Source organism: Arthrobacter sp. Soil_N43, from assembly GCF_057655195.1.
The window spans coordinates 32,454-50,471 of record NZ_JBDGML010000108.1; the positions used below are offsets into that span (position 1 = coordinate 32,454).

An 18,018-nucleotide genomic window follows, 5' to 3' on the forward strand; every position below is an offset into this window, starting at 1 on the left:
GCCGCCGAGGCGGCTTTGCCTAGGCCGTGACGTCGCCCGCCGTCGTGCTCGCCCAGTGCACAATGGCTTGGGCCACGGCCTCAGGGGCGGTGTCCTGGACTACGTGGCCGCGCCCCAGCACGTCCACGAAGGTGCCGTGCTGCGCCTGGGAAACGAGGAACTCGCACCACGGGCGGCGGGCGATCGGGTCCCTGCCGCCCCGGAGCACCAGCACAGGCTGGGCCACGCCGCAGACCCGCGTCTCCAGCGGATAGCCCAACATCACGGGCAATTGCGTCAGGTACCAGCGGAGCCCAGTCTTGAAATAGTCGCTGAACACCACCACGTTGGTGGCCGGACTTTCGCTGAACAGCGCGTCCTTCGTCAAAGCCAGCGAGTGCCACGCCGCGCTCCTCCGGGCAGGGTCCACCACGGGGCCCATGAGCACCACCCGGCTGACCAGCCCCGGCTGCTGAAGGGCGAGCTCCACGGCGAACTGCGCCCCCATGGAATGGCCCACCACCACGCAGGAGCGGACCCCGGCATCGGCGAGGACAGCCGCGACGAAGGCGGCATATTCGCCCACCGACACCTGGCTGCCGGGTCGCGGGGTGCCGCCGAATCCGGGCAGATCAAAGGAATAGACGACGGCGTCCCGCGCCTGCCTGCCGCTCGCCAGCTCACGGTGGAGCCGCGCAAAGTAACGGTGCGAAACCCCGATGCCGTGCAGCAGCACGAAAACCTGCTGGTCTGCTGCCGTGTGCTGCCGCGCAGCGGAAGGCCGGGCCTCGCCGGACGCACCGGCACCCTGCCCCGGGGCCGTCGCCGAGGTGTACACGCGGCCCGTCAGGCCGTTTGCCGCCACATCCACTCCGCCGCTAAGTTTCATCCGCCGAGCATACCCGCCGCACGAGCGGCCGTGCCCCGCAGGACCGGCCTTGGTCCGGGCCGGTCCTGCGGCGCCGGGCCGCTCATGGGGAAGCCGCAGCGCAGCAGCTAGGCTTCTGCCATGGCATTGATAGCTCCCAGGGTGGCGGGCGCACTTCCCGCCGAAGACGCGCAGAAGCTGCGGCAGGCGCTCGACGGCGGCACGGACATCACCGTGTTCGTGGACGGCACGGTCCACCGGCTGCCTCCCCAGGCGCGGGACGCCGTCGTCGACCTGCTCGCCCGGTTCAGTCGCGGCGAGGCCGTGACGGTGAGCAGCGTGGAGGAAATGCTGACCACTTCGCAGGCGGCAGAGCTGGCAGGGATCTCGCACACGTACTTGCGGAACATGACGGACCGGGGCGAAATCCCGGTCGAGTACCGCGGCACGCACCGCCGGATCCGGCTGGCTGCGATCATGGCCTGGCTGGATGGGCAAAAGAAGAAGCAGGCGGCGGCCGACCGCGCCGGCAATGCCGCGGAGGATGGACCGGAGCCGGGCACCGGACGAAAATGACACGGCGCCTGCCCTCAATGACGGCGGGGTAAGGATCAAGCAACGATCCCGCCAAAGAGGAGAATGCGGCGCGGACCGGGGTTACTCTTTATTCGTGTTGAGATTCCGGGGGTTGCACATTGTGGCGGGTATCGCCGCCATGGGTGTTGCTGCTGTCCTCGGAATGGTCATGGACCTGAACAATACGGCCATCTTCACGTCCAGCTGCGTGGTGTACGTGGCCGTTTCCATGTGGACGGAAAGCAGGATTGCCCGGCACCGGAACCGGGAACAGCCCCTTAGCGAACAGCCCCTCGGTGAACAGCTGGTGGGCGAACAGCGCCCGCCCGAACGCCGCGGCGGGGACCAGCCCAGCGGTGAACACCGTCCGCACCGCGAAGGCAATGCCGCCTGACGTTCGCCGCTAGATCCGCGGCCGCCCGGCCCACCGCCGGGCCTTAAGCGCGGCATGCAGCTCCAGCCGGACCATGCCCTTCAGCGGATCCACGCCCAGCAGCTGCCGGATCCGGCCCAGCCGGTTGTAGATGCTGCTGCGGTGGAGGTGCAGTTTCTCGGCGACGTCCTGGACCGAGCCGTCGTTGTCGTAAAGCAACTCCAGGACGGGCAGCAGTTCGCCGTTGCGGTCATGGTCTTCCAGGACCCGGAAGTTCACCGACCCGGCGTCCCCCCAGACGCCTGCGCCACCGTCGGCCGAGGCCAGCAGCTGGTAGACGCCCGTGGCCCGGCAATCCACGAGTTCGCCCAGTTGCGCGTCCACCGCGGCGGCCTGGGCCGCCACCCGGGACTGCCGGTACGCCTCGGCCAGCTCCTTGGTGCGGGTGAAGCCCTCGCTGATGCCGAGAATGATGCGGTCAACCGGGCGCCCCGACCGTTTGGCGAGTTCCAGCTGGTAGTGCACCAGCACCTGGGCGTGGCTGGCCCTGCCTGTCGATTCCCGAAACAGCACCACGGCGTGCGTTTCGGTGCCGGCGCTGAAGAGGGTGGCATCGACGCCGATGGTCGCCTGGAGTGCCGCAGACCGGTGGATCAGCGTCGATGCAAGGGGGTCCGGGCCGGCCGCCCAGCCGTCGGCATCGAGCACCGTGACCAGCTGCCACGGCCCGCGGTCCTGCACTTCCTTCCAGCCCGCCACGGCAGCCACCGCGTTGGCCTCACCCGCACAGGCCGCCAGGAACTCGCGTTCGCGGCTGCGGCGGAATTCGGATTCGGCGGTGTTGGAGTCCAGCAGCAGGCCGGAAAGCAGCTCAAGCTCGCCCCGGACGTCCGGCAGCTGGGCGAGAATCGCCGTCGCGCTTTCCTCCTCGAGGTCCTGCTGCACCCAGAGGTAGCCGACGCGGAAGCCGCGCACCATCAGCGGGACGCAGACACGCCCCAGCATGCCCAGTTCCTCGTTGGCTGGAACGACGACGGGCCGCACCGCGGTGGCGATCCCATGGGAGAGCTGCCACGCCTTGACGTCCACGGGTACGCGCTTGCTGAGCAGGAAGTTCACCCTGACCCGGTCGGCATGCGACTGATTGGAGCTGTAGGCGAGCAGGAGTCCGTCCAGGTCCTCGAGCGAGAGCCCCCGGCCCAGCTTCTGCGCCACCTGCTCCACGAGCTGCTCCACATCCTGCTGCATGCAGCAAGACTACGTCCCGGAGGGCATTCCGGGCGAACGGACAGCAGGCGACACTTGACGCTTCCAGCCTCGACAAATGTCTAGCTCACGCTGCCAAAAACCGCGGAATCATGCGGCTTCTGTCATGCCCTGCTGGCCCCGGTCCTGTCGCCTGCCTCACAGCCGGATCTATTCTGGAAGCACAACTCCCCCGCCCCTTCCGGCGCACACAGCCACCGAACCTGGAGCCCAAAAAATGATCATCGGTATCCCCAAAGAGATCAAGAACAACGAATTCCGCGTCGCCATCACCGCCGCCGGCGTTCACGAGTTCCGCACCCACGGCCACACGGTCCTGGTGGAGCGCGGCGCAGGCCTGGGCTCGGGCATCACCGACGAGGAGTACGCCATCGCCGGCGCCGAGATCGTCGCCGACGCCGATGACGTCTGGGCCCGCGCTGACATGGTCATGAAGGTCAAGGAACCCATCGCCGCGGAATACCACCGCTTCCGCAAGGGCCTGATCCTCTTCACCTACCTCCACCTCGCCGCCGAGCCCGAACTGACCCGCGAGCTCATCAACTCCGGCGTCACCGCGATCGCCTACGAAACCGTCCAGGAAGGCCGCACGCTGCCCCTGCTGGCCCCGATGTCCGAGGTCGCCGGCCGCCTCTCCGTCCAGGTCGGAGCCACCTCCCTCATGGCTCCAGCCGGCGGCAAGGGCGTGCTCCTCGGCGGAGTTCCCGGAGTCCGCCCCGCCAAGGTCGTGGTCCTGGGCGCCGGCGTGGCCGGCACCAACGCCGCCGCCATGGCCCTGGGCCTCGGCGCGGACGTCACCATCCTGGACATCAACATCAACCGCCTGCGCGAGCTCGACGCCCAGTACCAGGGCCGCCTCAAGACCGTGGCGTCCAACAAGTACGAGATCGAAAAGTCGGTGGTGGACGCCGACCTGGTGATCGGATCCGTGCTGATCCCGGGCGCCAAGGCCCCCAAGCTCGTCACCAACGAACTCGTGGCCCGCATGAAGCCCGGCTCGGTACTCGTCGACATCGCCGTGGACCAGGGCGGCTGCTTCGAAGACACCCACCCCACCACGCACCAGGAACCCACCTACAAGGTCCACAACACGATCTTCTACTGCGTGGCCAACATGCCCGGCGCCGTCCCGAACACCTCCACGTACGCACTGACCAACGTCACCCTGCGCTACGGTGTGGCCCTGGCCAACCTGGGCGTCAAAGCCGCATTCGAAAAGGACCCCGCCCTCGCCGCCGGCCTCAACATCGCAGCAGGCCACGTGGCACACCACTCCGTCTCCGAAGCGCACAACCTGCCCCTCGTAGCGGACTGGCACGAACTGGTCTCCGCCTAACACCGGCGAGACCGCCGCTGGTTGAGCTTGTCGAAACCGCACCTTGGTTTCGACAAGCTCAACCAGCGGTTTCTTTTTAGGCGAGCGTCCGGGCCTGCTCGATGAGTTTGAGGACTTCCACCGGGCCCGCCGGATCGACGGGGAGGGGCAGTGCGGAAGCGGCCCCGCCGCCGGAAATCTTGTCCGCGAGTATGCGGTAGAACTCCGGGTAGGCACCGCGTTCGGTGGACACCCGGTCAAGGTGGCCGTCGCGGCCCAGCTGCCCGGCCCACTCGGCGTCCTCCACACCGTACTCCTCGTCCAGCGGGCTGCCGCCCGCCACAATGTACGGTTCCTGCGGATCCACGCCGTGCTTGGTGAAGGCGCCCTCGGACCCGAGCACGCGGTAGCGCGGACCCTGCTGCGCGCACAGCATGTTCATCCAGAGGTGGCTGAGCACGCCCGACCCGTGGCGCACCACCAGGAAGCAGTCATCATCCACCTTTTCACCGGGACGCCGCGCCTCAAGTTCCGCGTGGACCACCTCGCCCGGCCCAAAGAGCTCCAGCGCCTGATCCAGCAGGTGAGTGCCCAGGTCGAACAGGACGCCCCCTCCGGTCGCCGCCGTGGCCTCCGCTTTCCAGGCTTTGGACACTTCCGGGGACCAGCGCTCGAAGCGTGACTCGAAGCGCGTCACCTGTCCGAGAGCGCCAGCCTCCAGCAGCCCCTTGACGGTCAGGAAGTCGCCGTCCCAGCGCCGGTTCTGGAACACCGTGAGGACCCTGCCCAGGCTGGCGGCCAGCCCGATCAGCTCGGCCCCCTCGGCGCTGGTCACTGCGAACGGCTTGTCCACGACGACGTCCAGGCCCGCCTCAAGCGCAGCCTTCGCCAGGGGGTAATGCGTCGCCGGCGGCGTCCCCAGGACCACAAGGTCAAGGTCCGCGGCCAGCGCCAGGACGGTGTCGCCGTCGGGAACTGTCCTGACATCCGGATAATGCCCGACGGCGGCCGCCTGGCGGCCGGCATCCGACGTCGCGATGACATCGAGCGAGTAGCGCGGATCGGCAGCGATCAGCGGGGCGTGAAAGACGCTTCCGGAGAGGCCATAGCCCACCACTGCGGTCCGGATTGCCCGGCGATCATCGGGCGTCTGGTTCCCTGGCGCGGAAAGGGGCGAGGAGGAGGATTCGGTGCTCATGGGGCAACGCTACTCCGGGATCCCGCCCTCCGCAGAGCCCACGACGCGCGTTACCAGCTGGCGCCATGACGCCTCGAGCCGCTCGGGGGAAACACCGTGCACCCGGACGGCGTGGAGCAGCCGCTCCGGATCCAGCGTGGCGCTCAGTGACATGGCCATCAGCCACGGATCCGCGTCGAACCCGGCGGCGCGGAGCAGATGCTCGATATGCCTGTGCCACAGCACAGCGGCGGGGACCTCGAACCGGTTGTACACCGAATGGTCGGCAGCCCGCGCGAGGTCGCCGTATTCCAGGACATAGCCGATGCGCCCGGCACCGAAAGCTATGAGCCGCTCCAGCGGAGGCGCCCCGGGACCCAGCGGCGGGGGGCCGAACATGAAGCGGCCCTGGAACTCTGCCTCGGAGTCGCTCAGCAGGGTCATCATGAGCCCTGCCCGGCTTCCGAAGCGGCGGAAGACCGTTCCCTTGCCCACTCCGGCCCGTTCGGCCAGCTTGTCCATGGTGAGCCCGTCCGCGCCACATTCCTCAATCAGCTGCCGGGCAGCACACAGCAGCAGTTCCCGGTTCCGGGCGGCGTCCCTGCGTTCCGGTCCGGGACCGGACGCCGATCCGGGGCGGATTGGGATGAGGCTCACAAGAAACATTCTAGTCCGGGGAATAATATCCGGACCGCAGTCCGTTTAGTATCGATGAAGGCATCACACGCCTCCACAACCAGCAGCCGGCGGACCGTTCCGCGGCCTGACACAAGGAGTTCACATGTCCAAGAGCACCGTACTGACCCTGGTCGGCAGCCTTCGCGCCGATTCCACCAACCGCAAGCTGGCAGAGGCCATCCAGCTGAACGCTCCCGCGGATCTCGACATCGTGATTTACGAGACCCTCGGCAACCTCCCGTTCTACAACGAGGACATCGACATCGAGGGCCAGGTCCCCGCGGCCGCCGCAGCCCTCCGCGCCGCAGCAAATGAGGCCGACGCCCTGCTCCTGGTCACCCCCGAGCACAACGGAACCATGCCTGCGTCACTCAAGAACGCTGTTGACTGGCTGTCCCGCCCGTACGGCGCCGGCGCCCTGACCGGCAAGCCCACCGCCGTCGTCGGCACCGCCTTCGGCCAGTTCGGCGGCGTCTGGGCCCAGGACGAGGCCCGCAAGGCCGTCGGCATCGCCGGCGCGCGCGTCCTGGAGGACGTCAAGCTCGCCGTCCCGGGCTCCATGGTCCGCTTCGCCGAGACCCACCCGAAGGACGACGCCGAGGTTGTCGAGCAGATCAAGGGCATTTTCAGCGCCCTCGCCGCAGCCGAGAAGGCAGAGGCTGCAGCCTAACCCCACGCCACCCCCCCGAACGCCCCCGGCAACTCCCCCCTGTTGCCCGGGGCGTTGGCGTTCCGGGGGCCGGCCGGCGCCGCGCGGCGCAACCATTCCGTAACTGAGCTGCGGCCGAACTGACACCGGCACTCCGTTCCGCGCCGACTTCCGCCGCACTACCGTTGATATACGGGACGCGCGAGCGGGAAGTACGGTGCAGCAGCCATGAAGACCAGCCTGGGCGGCAGGGTGCGGACGACGGCGGCCGCCGCGTTCTGCCTGCTGCTTCCGTTGTGGCTGGGGTCCTGCGTGTCCGTGCCGGAGTCCCCGGGCGGCACCGCTGCCGAAAAGGCTCCTGCCGCCGCGCCGGGCCCGGCGGCCCCGGACCCCCGGCCCGTTCCCGCCCCGACGCCGCCCGAGGGAGCCGGGGCTGCCACGCCGCCTGCAGCGACCGCGGGTGAAGGACTTGTCCAGGCATCCGGCGCAGGGCCTGGCATCGGGTCCGGCGCGGGGTCCAACCCCAACTCCGGCACGAATTCCGTCCCCCAGGCAGCTGCGACTCCTCCCCCGCCGGCACCGCCTGCGGAGTCGGAGTCCGTTGACGGAACCGCCGGCGGGCCGGCCCTGCCGGAGCAGGATGTCGCCGGAGCTCCGGCTCCTTCGGCCGCGGGCACGGGGACCGGCGGGGCTGCAGCCGGACCCGCAGCCGGTTTTGGAACGGGTGCCGCTGGCGGCTCAGGCGGGGGGTCGGGCATCGTGGCCGGCACGGCGGTGTACTACGTGGCAGTGGACGACGGCGGCAGTTCCGGCGTGCGCTTCGGCTGCAATGACAGCCTCGTCGCTGTGCGCCACGCCGACCCCGCGATCCGCGAGCCGCTTCAGGCGGCCATGGGCCATCTGCTGTCCGGGAGTGGCACGCCTGCCGGACTGTACAACGCCCTGGCATCATCCGCGCTGAAGTATGTTTCCGGATACCTGGACGGGGAGACGGTGGTGGTGAACCTGACCGGCGCGGTTCAGCCCGGCGGTGTGTGCGACATCCCCCGGATTGACGCCCAGCTCACCCACACTGCCGTGACGGCGGTCGGCGCCGTCCGTGCCGAGATCTACGTCGACGGCGTGAGGCTGGCAGACGTCCTGAGCCTGCGGTAGGCGCGGTCCGCTGGGTTCAACACGCGCGCGTCATTCGCGTGTCTGCGCCCGGGTGAAGAGGGCGTCCATCTCGGCGTGGCTGCGGGCTCCGGCCAGCTTGGACCAGTTGCCGTCGCCCAGGATTTCAGCAGCCACCCTGGACACCGTCGCATAGGCTGCCTTCGCCGTATTGCCGCCGATACTGATCCGCCGCACACCGGCGTCGTGCAGTTCCCCGACGGAGGGCGCACCCACTCCGGCGAGTGCGTTCAACGGTGCCGGAATCCGGCGGGAGAGCTCGTGAAGGATATGCAGATCCGTCACGCCCGGCACGAAGATGCCGTCCGCCCCGGCGGCCAGATATGCCGGGACCCGCAGCAGCGTTTCCTCGAAGGCCGATTCCGGAAACCGCCCCGAAAGGTAGGTGTCCGTCCGGGCGTTGATGAAAAGCCGCACCCCGGCCTCCTCCGCCAGCCTCCGGACGGTCCCGATTCTGCGTGCCTGCTCCGCAACGTCGGTCAGCGGCTCATCTCCGGAATCCTCGATGTTCACGCCCACGGCCCCCGCCGCCAGCACCGCCATGATGGTCTGCTCCAGCAAGGCGTCGTCGAAGGCACCGCCCCTGCTGGCGTACCCCGTTTCGATGTCGGCCGTCACCGGAAGGTCCGTCGCCGCCGCAATCCTGCCGAGCGCCGCCATGGCGAGGGCAACCGGCAGGTGGTTGCCGTCCGGAAAGCCCAGGCTCCAGGAGATGGCCGAGCTGGATGTGGCCAGGGCGTGCGCTCCGGCCTGCTCCACAAGCCTTGCCGACGCCGCATCCCAGACATTCACCAGCACCAGCGGGGACGGTCCTTCCGCATGGAGTTCTCGGAAGGCTGCGGCCTTGTCCGACTGGGCACGAAAGGACTGGGACGTGGTCATGGCTCCATTCCATGCCCTCGGCATGCCCGCGTAAAGGACCTGCCGCCCAAATCCCTGCACCCCGTCAACAACTGTTGCCTTCTTGGCAACACTTGGCTGTATCCTAGGGACTGTGACCCACGAGACACTTGACGCCGCTGCAGCCGTCCTGCCCGCCGAAGCCATTGACGCGATCGAACGGGCGGCAACGTCCTCGCACCGCCACGAAGGACTCTTCTCGGAGCGCGCCGCCAACATCAAACAATCGGCCGTCCGCGACGTCTTCGACATCTCGCTGCGCCCGGGGCTCGTCTCCCTTGCCGGCGGCAGCCCCTACCTCCAGTCGCTCCCCCTGGAGAAGCTGGGCCAGACCGCCGCGGGGATCATCGCCGAACAGGGCCTGACCGCCCTGCAGTACGGCGGCGGGCAGGGCACGGCGGAGCTTCGCGCCCAGATCTGCGAGGTCATGGCCGCCGAGGGCATCCTGGACGCCACGCCCGAGAACGTGGTGATCACCGCCGGCTCCCAGTCGGCCCAGGACGTGGCCACCAAGGTTTTCTGCAACCCCGGGGACGTCGTCCTCGTGGAGGAACCCACCTACGTGGGCGCCCTGAACACCTTCGAGGCGTACCAGGTCCAGGTTGAGGCGGCGGCCATGGACGACGACGGCCTGGTGCCTGAGCTTCTCGAGGCCAGGATCGCCGAGCTCCAGGGTGCCGGGAAAAACGTCAAGTTCCTCTACACGATCCCCAACTTCAACAATCCGTCCGGCATCACCCTGGCGCAGGAGCGGCGCCAGCGGATAGTGGACATCTGCCGCCGGGCCAACATCCTGGTGCTCGAGGACAACCCCTACGGCCTTCTCCGTTTTGACGGCAAGCCACTGGAACCGCTGCGGGCTGCCAACCCGGACGATGTCATCTACATGGGGTCGTTTTCCAAGATCTTCGCCCCCGGACTGCGCATCGGCTGGGCCCTCGTCCCCGCCCACCTGCAGCGCCGCTACTACCTGGCATCCGAGGCCGTAACGCTGTGCCCGCCCACGCTGAACCAGATGCTGGTCTCGGCCTACCTCCGGGACTACGACTGGAAGGGCCAGATCGAGACGTACCGGGGGCTGTACGCGGAGCGCTGCCACGCCATGCTGGCGGCACTGGAGGAGTACATGCCGGACGGGCTTACGTGGACACGGCCGGAGGGCGGCTTCTTCGTGTGGGTAACCCTTCCGGACGGCGTGGATACCTACCCTCTGCTGCGCAAGGCGATCGACGCCGGCGTCGTCTTTATCCCGGGAGCGGCCTTCAGTCCCTCGGATGAGCCGTCCAATAAGCTGCGCCTGGCCTTCAGCGCCGTACCTCCGGACAGCATCGCCGAGGGTGTGCGGCGGCTTGCTCCGGTGCTGAAGGAAGCCATCGATGCGCGGGCTGCGGGGCACGCGGGAAGCTGATCCGCGCTGCGGTCAGTGCGGCACTGTAGCCTGATGATGGCCCCGGACGGGGAGGTGCGGAATGCGACGATGCAGCCCGCACCCGGATGCGGCGAACGAAAGAGGAGCGGATCATGAGCGGAATCATTGTTGTGGGCGTGGACGGCAGCGCAACCGCACGCAAGGCCGCGGAGGCGGCCCGGGACCTCGCCGTGGCGCTGGGTGCAACGCTGCACGTCGTGTCGGCTTTCGATACGGACCGGACCGAGGTGTACGGCAGCGGCAGTGACAAGTGGATCGTCTCAGACGCCGGTGAAGCGGAGAAAGTGGCCCGGGATGTTGCCGCGGGCCTCGCCGTCGCGGGGCTCACCGTGACCTATTCCGCGGCACGCGGCAAGCCGGCCGACGCCCTCATTAAAGAAGCCGACCGCTCCAGCGCGCGGATGATCGTGGTGGGCAACCGCCGCATGCACGGCCTCGGGCGCGTGCTGGGCAGCGTCGCCAACAGCGTTGCCCACAATGCCTCCTGCGACGTGTACATCGCCAACACCTACGGCGCCGACTAGGCCTGTATCGAATCCCGCACGTGATGGACTGGAGGCCGGCGTGGCTGAGACGACACTGACTGAGGGAACACTGACCGGGGCGACGGTGGGCGAGGTGATGGCCGAGCTGGGCGAGCTCGAGGACCCGAAGGCCCGCGCGGTGAACGATAAACACGGCGACGATCACGGCGTGAACCTGAGCAAGCTGCGCGCACTCGCGAAGCGGCTCAAGACCCAGCAGGAACTCGCGTGCCGGCTCTGGGAGACGGCAGACACCGCGGCAAGACTGCTGGCGATCCTGATCTGCCGACCGAAGTCGTTCGAGCGTGACGAGTTGGACACCATGCTGCGGGAGGCGCGCACGCCCAAGGTGCACGACTGGCTCGTGAACTACGTGGTCAAGAAGAGCGCGCACTCCGAGGCGCTGCGCCTGGCCTGGTCCGCCGATCCGGATCCAGTGGTCGCCAGTGCGGGCTGGGCGCTGACCACCGAACGCGTCGCGAAGAAGCCCGAGGGCCTCGACCTTGCAGGACTGCTTGATGTCATCGAGGCGGAGATGAAGGACGCCCCGGACCGTCTGCAGTGGGCGATGAACCACTGCCTGGCCCAGATCGGGATCGAGCACTCCGGGCACCGCGCCCGTGCAATCGGCATCGGTGAGCGCCTGGAGGTGCTCAAGGACTATCCGACGCCCCCGAACTGCACGTCTCCGTTCGCGCCCATCTGGATCAACGAGATGGTGCGCCGGCAGCAAGGTCAGTAAGGGCACTCGACAGCCGGGGACTTGACGGGCGTCACCCCTCCTGGTGGGCAGTCTCACCCGGTGTTCCGGGGATTGGGGGGTGGCCCAAAGGTAAAATTGATGGTGCCCCCGATGGTGCGGACAGACCAGCACCTACCAGCGCCAGGATCCTAAAATGCTTACGCTTCAGCGACGCCACCTCGTCGGCCACGACATCCTCCTTGCCCGCCACGGCAACCACATCTGCTCGATGCGGCTGGACCGCAGCGCGGGACGGGTTATCGCCTTGCTGGACGACGGTTCCGTGGACAGCGCGCCCAACCTCATTTCCCCGAACCTGCAGCTCCCCGACACCATGCAGAGCGTGCTGCGGAACGACTGGAAGTTCCTGGCCACCGTGTCCGCCTGCGTGGCGGGCCTCGCCGCTGCCATGATCGGTGCCGCGATCAGCCTCGCCGGCCTCTCGGCCGATCCCGCGCTGGCGCAACTGATGACCACGTATCCGGCGTACTAGGCAGCCCCGCGAGACCCGCGGCGTTCAGCCGGCGCGGACCATCGCTTCCCGCAGCAGCAGCCACAAACCAGCCGCGACACCCCCGCCGACCAGCGCGCCCATCACCACCTGAGCCGCTGTGTGCGCGCGCAGCACCACGCGCGACCAGCCGACGGCGGGGATCAGCAGCATCAGCGGAATCCACGTCGCGCCCAGCATGAGGACGGCGATGGCCGTCGACAGCGCGACCGCTCCCGCGTGCCCGCTGATTTTCCAGACGACGCTGATCGCGCCAAGCACCACCACGCTCCCGACGATCGCCAGAACCATGACAATCACGCTGGCGGGGGCGTCGACCGCCGTGAGCAGGCCCAGGCCCGCGAGCAGCGAGAGCAGGGCCATGGCCATCACCGGCGCCCGCTGGCGGCTGTCACTGACGTGATGATCCGTGATCTTGCCCAGCCGCACCAGGAGCAACACGGCGGCGAAGGGCAGCACGCAGACAAACAGTACGGCCAGGGCACCGAACCAGGCAGTTCCCGGGTAACCAGGTTCAATCACCGGGCTGAGCAGCAGCAGCACTGCCACGGTGACCGGCGGCTGGAAGACCGCCGAGAGGAACAGCGCCGCCCGGTTCCGGATGACTGTGTTCCTTTGCTCTCGCGGCACGCGCGGACCCCCCGTCATCCCGCGAACTGACGCCGTGAGGCGGGCACTCCGCTGGCCGTGACTCTGTCAGTCCAGCAGGAGGGCAGGCTCCTCGAGAATGGCGGCGACGTCGGCCATGAAGCGCGCGGACAGGTCGCCGTCCACGACGCGGTGGTCGAAGGACCCGCCGAGCGTGGTGATCCAGCGCGGAATGACCTCGCCGTCCAGCACCCAGGGTTTCTGCTTGATGGTGCCGAATGCCACGATGGCCACCTCGCCCGGATTGATGATGGGGGTGCCGGTGTCGATGCCCAGGGCGCCGATGTTCGTGATGGTCAAAGTGCCGCCCTGCATCTGGGCCGGCTGGGTCTTGCCGGCCCGCGCCGTCGTGGCGAGATCGTTCAGGGCCAGCGCCAGCTCCTTGAGGGAGAGATCCTGGGCATTCTTGATATTCGGAACCATCAGACCCCGCGGGGTAGCCGCGGCAATGCCCAGGTTCATGAAGTGCTTGACCTGGATCTCGGCAGAGTCGCCGCCCGGGTTGTCCACCCAGGTGGCGTTGACGCTGGGGTTCCGGGCCGCAGCCCAGATGACAGCCTTGGCCAGGATCAGGAGCGGGGAGACCCTGATGCCCTCGAAGTCGCGCGAAGCCTTCAGCCGCTTGACGAACTCCATGGTACGGCTGGCGTCAACGTCCACGAAGATGCTGACGTGCGGCGCGGAGAAGGCGGAATCCACCATCGCCTTGGCGGTGGCCTTGCGGACGCCCTTCACCGGGATGCGTTCGATCCGCTGCTCCTGGGGCCGGTCCGACTTGCCCCAGAACGTGTCTGCCTTGTCCAGCTCCGCGTCACGCTGGGCCTGGTAGCTGACCAGGTCCTCGCGGGTCACCTCGCCACGGGCGCCGGTGGGAGTCACATCGGCCAGATCGATCCCCAGGTCCCGGGCGATCTTGCGCACCGGCGGCTTGGCCAGCACTTTGTTGACCAGCCCGGTGATGGCACCGCCCAACGTGGGCTTCTCCAGGCCGCCGATTGAGGCAGCCGAAACCCCGGGCCCGCCCTGACCGGTGATTGAGCCTGCCGGCATCCCGGCCTCGCCCCCACCAGGGATTGAGCCTGCCGACACCCCGGCCTCGCCCCCACCAGGGATTGAGCCTACCGACACCCCGGCCTCGCCCTGACCGCCCGCCGCCGTGGAGGCCTTCCGCGGACGGCGTGTGACGGGGTCGGCTTTCGGGCCGGAACCCACCAGCGGACCGCCGGCCAGCCCCCCGGCCGCTGCTCCGCCGTCGGACGCCGTTGGACCTGTGTGCTGGTGCTGGTGCAGTTTGCCGTACAACAGAGGCTCTGGCTCGCTTTCCTGCAAGGCGGGCAGCGGAACGTCGGCCGGAGTGGGGTCCCCCGAAACGGCGTCGGAAACACTGATGATGGCCGTTCCGACGTCGACCGTCACGCCTTCGGGAACCAGCAGTTCCGTGACGGTGCCGGCGAACGGAGAGGGGAGTTCCACGAGCGACTTGGCGGTCTCGATCTCGCAGAGGACATCGTTGATGGCCACCGTGTCGCCCGGTTTGACCTTCCAGGAGACGATCTCGGCCTCGGTCAGGCCTTCGCCCACGTCGGGAAGGTTGAACTTGTTAAGCGTCATGGGGTCCTCGGGTTTCGAAAGCTCAGGCTGGCCGGCGCCCGGAGGCGGCCGCAGGCGGAAACGTCAGTGGGAAGCGTCAGTAGCTAAAAGCCCGGTCCAGCGCCTCAAGGATGCGGTCAATGTCCGGAAGGTAGTCCTCTTCCACCTTGGCCACGGGGTAGGGCATGTGGAAGCCGCCCACACGAATGACGGGGGCTTCGAGGGAATGGAAGGCCCGCTCACCGATCCGGGCCGCGATTTCGCCTCCAATGCCGCCGAAGGTGGGGGCCTCATGGGAGACGATGAGCCGGCCGGTCTTCTTTACCGAGGCTTCGATGGTGTCGAAGTCGATCGGCGAGATGGAGCGGAGGTCGATGACCTCGATGCTGCGCCCGTCTTCTGCGGCGGCATTCGCCGCTGCGAGTGCCACCGGAACGAGGGGTCCGTAGACCACAACCGTGGCATCGCTGCCCTCCCGGACCACGTGGGCCTTGAAGGGGTCCTCGGCCAGTCCCGCCGTCGCGGTGTCCACCTCGCCCTTGAGCCAGTAGCGGCGCTTGGGTTCGAAGACGATGACGGGGTCCTGGCATTCGACGGCCTGTTGGATCATCCAGTAGGCATCGTGCGGATTGGACGGAGTGATGATGCGGAGACCGGCGGTGTGCGCGAACAGTGCCTCGGGCGATTCCGAGTGGTGCTCGATGGAACCGATGCCGCCGCCGTACGGGATGCGGATCACGACGGGGACGGTCAGATTCCCGTTGCTGCGCGAGTGCATTTTGGCGAGCTGGGTGGTGATCTGGTTGAACCCGGGAAACACGAAACCGTCGAACTGGATCTCACAGACCGGCAGGTAGCCCCGCAGCGCCAGGCCGATGGCGGTGCCGACGATGCCGGATTCCGCCAGCGGCGTGTCCACGACGCGGTCCGCTCCGAACTCGCCGATCAGGCCGTCCGTCACGCGGTATACGCCGCCGAGGGGTCCGATGTCCTCGCCCATCAGCAGTGTCTTGGGGTTGTTGCTGAGGGTGGCGCGCAGGCCCTCGTTGATGGCCTTGGCAATGGTCATGGTGGTCATCAGTGGCCAGCTCCTTCTGCGGTGTCCTCGCCGGCAAAACCAGCGGTGTACTCCTCGAACCAGGCCAGTTCCTCGGCCACAAGCGGGTGGGCCTCAACGTACGTGTTGGCGAAGGCCGTCCGGATGTCCGGGGTATCCGAATCGTAGGTGGACTTGCGGATATAGGCGGCAAGTTCGTCACCGTCCGCCGCGACCTGCTTGAAGAAGGCATCATCGGCCATGTCCTCGGAGCGGAGGTACTTCTCCAGCCGCTCCAGCGGGTCCTTGGCCCGCCACATCGCCTCTTCGGAGGATGCCCGGTACTTCGTGGGGTCGTCCGCGGTGGTGTGGGCGCCTACGCGGTAGGTGAAGGCCTCGATCAGCACCGGGCCGTTGCCCTGCCGGGCGTGCTCCAGCGCCCACTCAGTGACGGCATGCACGGCGATGACATCGTTGCCGTCCACCCGGATGCCCGGGAACCCGTAGCCCTTGGCCCGGTTTGAGAGCGGGACGCGGGTCTGCACGGCAGTCGGCACGGAGATGGCCCAGTGATTGTTCTGGCAGAAGAAGACCACCGGCGCCTTGTAGGACGAGGCAAACACCATGGATTCGTGGACGTCGCCCTCAGAGCTGGCGCCGTCACCGAAATAGACCATGACGGCAGCCTTCGGCTCGGCTGCTCCGGACTCCGCCATGCCGTTGGCCTCAGCGAGCCGCTGATCGCGCTGGATGCCCATGGCGTAGCCGACAGCGTGCGGCGTCTGGGCAGCGAGGACCAGTGTGTACAGATGGAAGTTGGTGTCCTTGGGGTTCCAGCCGCCGTTGGAGATGCCGCGGAACTGCCGGAGGAGCTCGGCGAGGTCAACGTTCCGGGTGAGGGCAACACCGTGTTCACGGTAGGTGGGGAAGATGTAGTCCTGGGGCTGGCTGGCCCGCCCGGAGCCAATCTGCGCAGCCTCCTGGCCGGTCAGCGGAACCCAGAGCGCCAGCTGGCCCTGGCGCTGGAGCGCAGTGGCCTCCTGGTCGAACCGCCGGATCGCGGCCATATCGGCATAAAAGCCGCGCAGCTTTTCCGCATCGAGCCGATCGGCATACTCCGAAAACATGGCGTCCGTGCCGAGCTTGCCGTCCGGGCCAAGCAGCTGGACCATCTCGACCGGCGGCTCGCCCAGGGCAGCCTCGGCCTCGGCCTCTAGCTGGTCATCCACGTCTGTTCCGTCGAACTCGGTGGAGGGCAGATGTGTGGCGCCCATACCGTCTCCTTGCTTGCCGCATCCGGATGCGTTGCAATGTCGCTGGGATATATGCCGCATACGGAATGCATTCCATCCGCGGCATATATTTCTGGCTTACTGTTCCTTACTTTATCCGGCGTAACTACCGCGGGGCATTCGTTAACCGCTAGGAACCCCGCGGGGGTTTTGTATAGACCGCACAGAGGTCGAGGAATCGCGTGTTGGCCTCCACCTCGCCGATGCTGACCCGGACGCCCTCGTTTCCGAAGGCACGCACGGACAGCGCCCGCTCCCCCGCCAGCTGTGCGAACTCGGCGCTGTCTTCGCCCAAGTTCAGCCAGACGAAGTTCCCCTGCGCCTCTGGAACGAACCAGCCGAGGTCACGGAGACCGGCCGTCACGCGGTCCCGCTCATCCACCAGGCTTTGTACCCTTTCTACAACCTGATCAAAATTCTGGAGGGACACCACGGCGGCCTGTTCCGCGATCTGGGACACCGCAAAGGGTGTGGCGGCTACGCGAAGGTGCTGTGTGAGTTCCGGCTGGGAGATGCTGTAGCCCACGCGCAACCCAGCGAGGCCGTGTGCCTTGGAGAAGGTCCGGAGCGCCACCACGTTGGGGTATTTCCGGTACATTCGAATGCCGTCGACGGCGTCTTCCGCCCGGACGAACTCCTGGTAGGCCTCGTCGATGACCACGACCACGTCGGAAGGAACGGTCTTGATAAACCGTTCGGTTTCCTCGGCCGTCAGGATGGGACCGGTGGGGTTGTTCGGCGTGCAGAGAAGAATGACCTTGGTGCGCATGGTCACGGCTGCCGCCATGGCCTCCAGATTGTGGCGGCCGTCCGGCGTGACGGGAATACGCACACTCTCGGCACCGGCCAAGCCAACACAGATGGGATAGGCCTCGAAGGAGCGCCATGCGTAGATCACTTCGTCGGCTTTGCCGTCGTCGTTCTGGCCGGCGAAGGCTGCCAGAATCTGGTTGAGCGCCCCCAGGCTGCCCGCGCCCGTGACGATGTCCTCAGCCGGCACATCCAGGAAGTCGGCGAGCGCGGTCCGGAGCTTGGTGCTCAGCGGATCCGGGTAACGGTTAAAGTCGGTCTGCGCCGCGATGGCCTCGGCAACGGCCGGAATCGGCGGGAGCGGGTTCTCGTTGGACGACAGCTTATAGCTGGCCAGGCCGTCGACGGCGACGGGCGGCTTGCCTGCGGCGTAGCGGGGCAGCCGGTCAACCACCGGTCGCGGCCTGACACCGCCCGCCATGGTCTCTGATGAACTCATGCCAACTAGCCTACTTCGCCCGCCTCCCGCGGTTGTGCCCGCG

General features: G+C 67.7%; 19 protein-coding genes. 9 read left to right on the forward strand and 10 right to left on the reverse strand.

Going from position 1 to position 18,018, the window contains the following annotated elements; all coding sequences use genetic code 11:
* Positions 1-19 precede the first annotated feature (19 nt).
* Positions 20-868: an alpha/beta fold hydrolase gene (locus AC3A3W_RS15765; RefSeq protein ID WP_487443964.1), complete on the reverse strand. Its 849-nt coding sequence runs from the start codon at positions 866-868 to the stop codon at positions 20-22.
* Positions 869-988: 120 nt separating this feature from the next.
* Here AC3A3W_RS15765 and AC3A3W_RS15770 point away from each other — a divergent pair, with 120 nt between their 5' ends.
* The gene (locus AC3A3W_RS15770) at positions 989-1,423 is read left to right on the forward strand and encodes a helix-turn-helix domain-containing protein (RefSeq protein ID WP_487443965.1); all 435 of its coding nucleotides are present in this window, start codon (positions 989-991) and stop codon (positions 1,421-1,423) included.
* Positions 1,424-1,517: 94 nt separating this feature from the next.
* On the forward strand, positions 1,518-1,817 hold the full coding sequence (locus AC3A3W_RS15775) for a hypothetical protein (RefSeq protein WP_487443966.1): 300 nt from the start codon (positions 1,518-1,520) through the stop codon (positions 1,815-1,817).
* A gap of 9 nt (positions 1,818-1,826) precedes the next feature.
* Here the strand turns inward: AC3A3W_RS15775 and AC3A3W_RS15780 are convergent, their stop codons facing one another.
* On the reverse strand, positions 1,827-3,044 hold the full coding sequence (locus AC3A3W_RS15780) for a PucR family transcriptional regulator (RefSeq protein ID WP_487443967.1): 1,218 nt from the start codon (positions 3,042-3,044) through the stop codon (positions 1,827-1,829).
* Between the two features lie 235 nt (positions 3,045-3,279).
* Here AC3A3W_RS15780 and ald point away from each other — a divergent pair, with 235 nt between their 5' ends.
* On the forward strand, positions 3,280-4,398 hold the full coding sequence (ald, locus tag AC3A3W_RS15785; RefSeq protein WP_487443968.1) for an alanine dehydrogenase: 1,119 nt from the start codon (positions 3,280-3,282) through the stop codon (positions 4,396-4,398).
* Positions 4,399-4,474: 76 nt separating this feature from the next.
* On the opposite strand, the gene AC3A3W_RS15790 is transcribed toward ald, so the two are convergent.
* Positions 4,475-5,575, reverse strand: a complete 1,101-nt coding sequence (locus AC3A3W_RS15790; protein WP_487443969.1) for a Gfo/Idh/MocA family protein — start codon at positions 5,573-5,575, stop codon at positions 4,475-4,477.
* Positions 5,576-5,584: 9 nt separating this feature from the next.
* Positions 5,585-6,211: a TetR/AcrR family transcriptional regulator gene (locus tag AC3A3W_RS15795; RefSeq protein ID WP_487443970.1), complete on the reverse strand. Its 627-nt coding sequence runs from the start codon at positions 6,209-6,211 to the stop codon at positions 5,585-5,587.
* 124 nt (positions 6,212-6,335) lie between these two features.
* Between AC3A3W_RS15795 and AC3A3W_RS15800 the strand changes: the two genes are divergently transcribed.
* Both AC3A3W_RS15800 and AC3A3W_RS15805 read left to right on the forward strand, forming a co-directional pair.
* Positions 6,336-6,902 carry an NAD(P)H-dependent oxidoreductase gene (locus tag AC3A3W_RS15800; protein WP_487443971.1) on the forward strand — a complete coding sequence of 189 codons (567 nt, stop codon included), beginning with the start codon at positions 6,336-6,338 and terminating at the stop codon, positions 6,900-6,902.
* Between the two features lie 207 nt (positions 6,903-7,109).
* The gene (locus tag AC3A3W_RS15805; RefSeq protein WP_487443972.1) at positions 7,110-8,036 is read left to right on the forward strand and encodes a GerMN domain-containing protein; all 927 of its coding nucleotides are present in this window, start codon (positions 7,110-7,112) and stop codon (positions 8,034-8,036) included.
* A 30-nt stretch (positions 8,037-8,066) separates the two neighbouring features.
* Here AC3A3W_RS15805 and AC3A3W_RS15810 read toward each other — a convergent pair whose 3' ends face one another.
* The gene (locus AC3A3W_RS15810) at positions 8,067-8,936 is read right to left on the reverse strand and encodes an isocitrate lyase/PEP mutase family protein (protein WP_487443973.1); all 870 of its coding nucleotides are present in this window, start codon (positions 8,934-8,936) and stop codon (positions 8,067-8,069) included.
* A 112-nt stretch (positions 8,937-9,048) separates the two neighbouring features.
* On the opposite strand from AC3A3W_RS15810, the gene AC3A3W_RS15815 reads away from it, so the two are divergent.
* The 4 genes from AC3A3W_RS15815 to AC3A3W_RS15830 all read left to right on the forward strand — a co-directional run bounded on the left by AC3A3W_RS15815 (position 9,049) and on the right by AC3A3W_RS15830 (position 12,142).
* On the forward strand, positions 9,049-10,362 hold the full coding sequence (locus AC3A3W_RS15815; protein WP_487443974.1) for an aminotransferase-like domain-containing protein: 1,314 nt from the start codon (positions 9,049-9,051) through the stop codon (positions 10,360-10,362).
* Positions 10,363-10,475: 113 nt separating this feature from the next.
* The gene (locus AC3A3W_RS15820) at positions 10,476-10,907 is read left to right on the forward strand and encodes a universal stress protein (RefSeq protein ID WP_205651515.1); all 432 of its coding nucleotides are present in this window, start codon (positions 10,476-10,478) and stop codon (positions 10,905-10,907) included.
* A 97-nt stretch (positions 10,908-11,004) separates the two neighbouring features.
* Positions 11,005-11,649: a DNA alkylation repair protein gene (locus tag AC3A3W_RS15825; RefSeq protein ID WP_487444024.1), complete on the forward strand. Its 645-nt coding sequence runs from the start codon at positions 11,005-11,007 to the stop codon at positions 11,647-11,649.
* A gap of 154 nt (positions 11,650-11,803) precedes the next feature.
* Entirely contained in the window at positions 11,804-12,142 is a 339-nt protein-coding gene (locus AC3A3W_RS15830) for a hypothetical protein (RefSeq protein ID WP_487443975.1), read from the forward strand.
* A gap of 24 nt (positions 12,143-12,166) precedes the next feature.
* Here AC3A3W_RS15830 and AC3A3W_RS15835 read toward each other — a convergent pair whose 3' ends face one another.
* From AC3A3W_RS15835 to AC3A3W_RS15855, 5 genes are all read right to left on the reverse strand, one after another.
* Positions 12,167-12,790: a phosphatase PAP2 family protein gene (locus tag AC3A3W_RS15835; protein ID WP_487443976.1), complete on the reverse strand. Its 624-nt coding sequence runs from the start codon at positions 12,788-12,790 to the stop codon at positions 12,167-12,169.
* 66 nt (positions 12,791-12,856) lie between these two features.
* Entirely contained in the window at positions 12,857-14,419 is a 1,563-nt protein-coding gene (locus tag AC3A3W_RS15840; RefSeq protein ID WP_487443977.1) for a dihydrolipoamide acetyltransferase family protein, read from the reverse strand.
* Between the two features lie 76 nt (positions 14,420-14,495).
* Positions 14,496-15,476 carry an alpha-ketoacid dehydrogenase subunit beta gene (locus AC3A3W_RS15845; protein WP_487443978.1) on the reverse strand — a complete coding sequence of 327 codons (981 nt, stop codon included), beginning with the start codon at positions 15,474-15,476 and terminating at the stop codon, positions 14,496-14,498.
* Complete coding sequence (gene pdhA / locus AC3A3W_RS15850) at positions 15,476-16,708, reverse strand: pyruvate dehydrogenase (acetyl-transferring) E1 component subunit alpha (protein ID WP_487443979.1); 1,233 nt, start codon at positions 16,706-16,708, stop codon at positions 15,476-15,478. The genes AC3A3W_RS15845 and pdhA overlap by 1 nt, the downstream gene beginning before the upstream one ends.
* A gap of 148 nt (positions 16,709-16,856) precedes the next feature.
* On the reverse strand, positions 16,857-17,975 hold the full coding sequence (locus AC3A3W_RS15855) for a histidinol-phosphate transaminase (protein WP_487443980.1): 1,119 nt from the start codon (positions 17,973-17,975) through the stop codon (positions 16,857-16,859).
* Positions 17,976-18,018 lie beyond the last annotated feature (43 nt).

Bases quoted from the DNA above. Each gene is read 5' to 3' on its own strand.
- AC3A3W_RS15765 (WP_487443964.1), bottom strand. From the start codon at position 868: ATGAAACTTAGCGGCGGAGTGGATGTGGCGGCAAACGGCCTGACGGGC.
- AC3A3W_RS15770 (WP_487443965.1), top strand. From the start codon at position 989: ATGGCATTGATAGCTCCCAGGGTGGCGGGCGCACTTCCCGCCGAAGAC.
- AC3A3W_RS15780 (WP_487443967.1), bottom strand. From the start codon at position 3,044: ATGCAGCAGGATGTGGAGCAGCTCGTGGAGCAGGTGGCGCAGAAGCTG.
- ald (WP_487443968.1), top strand. From the start codon at position 3,280: ATGATCATCGGTATCCCCAAAGAGATCAAGAACAACGAATTCCGCGTC.
- AC3A3W_RS15790 (WP_487443969.1), bottom strand. From the start codon at position 5,575: ATGAGCACCGAATCCTCCTCCTCGCCCCTTTCCGCGCCAGGGAACCAG.
- AC3A3W_RS15800 (WP_487443971.1), top strand. From the start codon at position 6,336: ATGTCCAAGAGCACCGTACTGACCCTGGTCGGCAGCCTTCGCGCCGAT.
- AC3A3W_RS15805 (WP_487443972.1), top strand. From the start codon at position 7,110: ATGAAGACCAGCCTGGGCGGCAGGGTGCGGACGACGGCGGCCGCCGCG.
- AC3A3W_RS15810 (WP_487443973.1), bottom strand. From the start codon at position 8,936: ATGACCACGTCCCAGTCCTTTCGTGCCCAGTCGGACAAGGCCGCAGCC.
- AC3A3W_RS15820 (WP_205651515.1), top strand. From the start codon at position 10,476: ATGAGCGGAATCATTGTTGTGGGCGTGGACGGCAGCGCAACCGCACGC.
- AC3A3W_RS15825 (WP_487444024.1), top strand. From the start codon at position 11,005: ATGGCCGAGCTGGGCGAGCTCGAGGACCCGAAGGCCCGCGCGGTGAAC.
- AC3A3W_RS15830 (WP_487443975.1), top strand. From the start codon at position 11,804: ATGCTTACGCTTCAGCGACGCCACCTCGTCGGCCACGACATCCTCCTT.
- AC3A3W_RS15840 (WP_487443977.1), bottom strand. From the start codon at position 14,419: ATGACGCTTAACAAGTTCAACCTTCCCGACGTGGGCGAAGGCCTGACC.
- AC3A3W_RS15845 (WP_487443978.1), bottom strand. From the start codon at position 15,476: ATGACCACCATGACCATTGCCAAGGCCATCAACGAGGGCCTGCGCGCC.
- pdhA (WP_487443979.1), bottom strand. From the start codon at position 16,708: ATGGGCGCCACACATCTGCCCTCCACCGAGTTCGACGGAACAGACGTG.
- AC3A3W_RS15855 (WP_487443980.1), bottom strand. From the start codon at position 17,975: ATGAGTTCATCAGAGACCATGGCGGGCGGTGTCAGGCCGCGACCGGTG.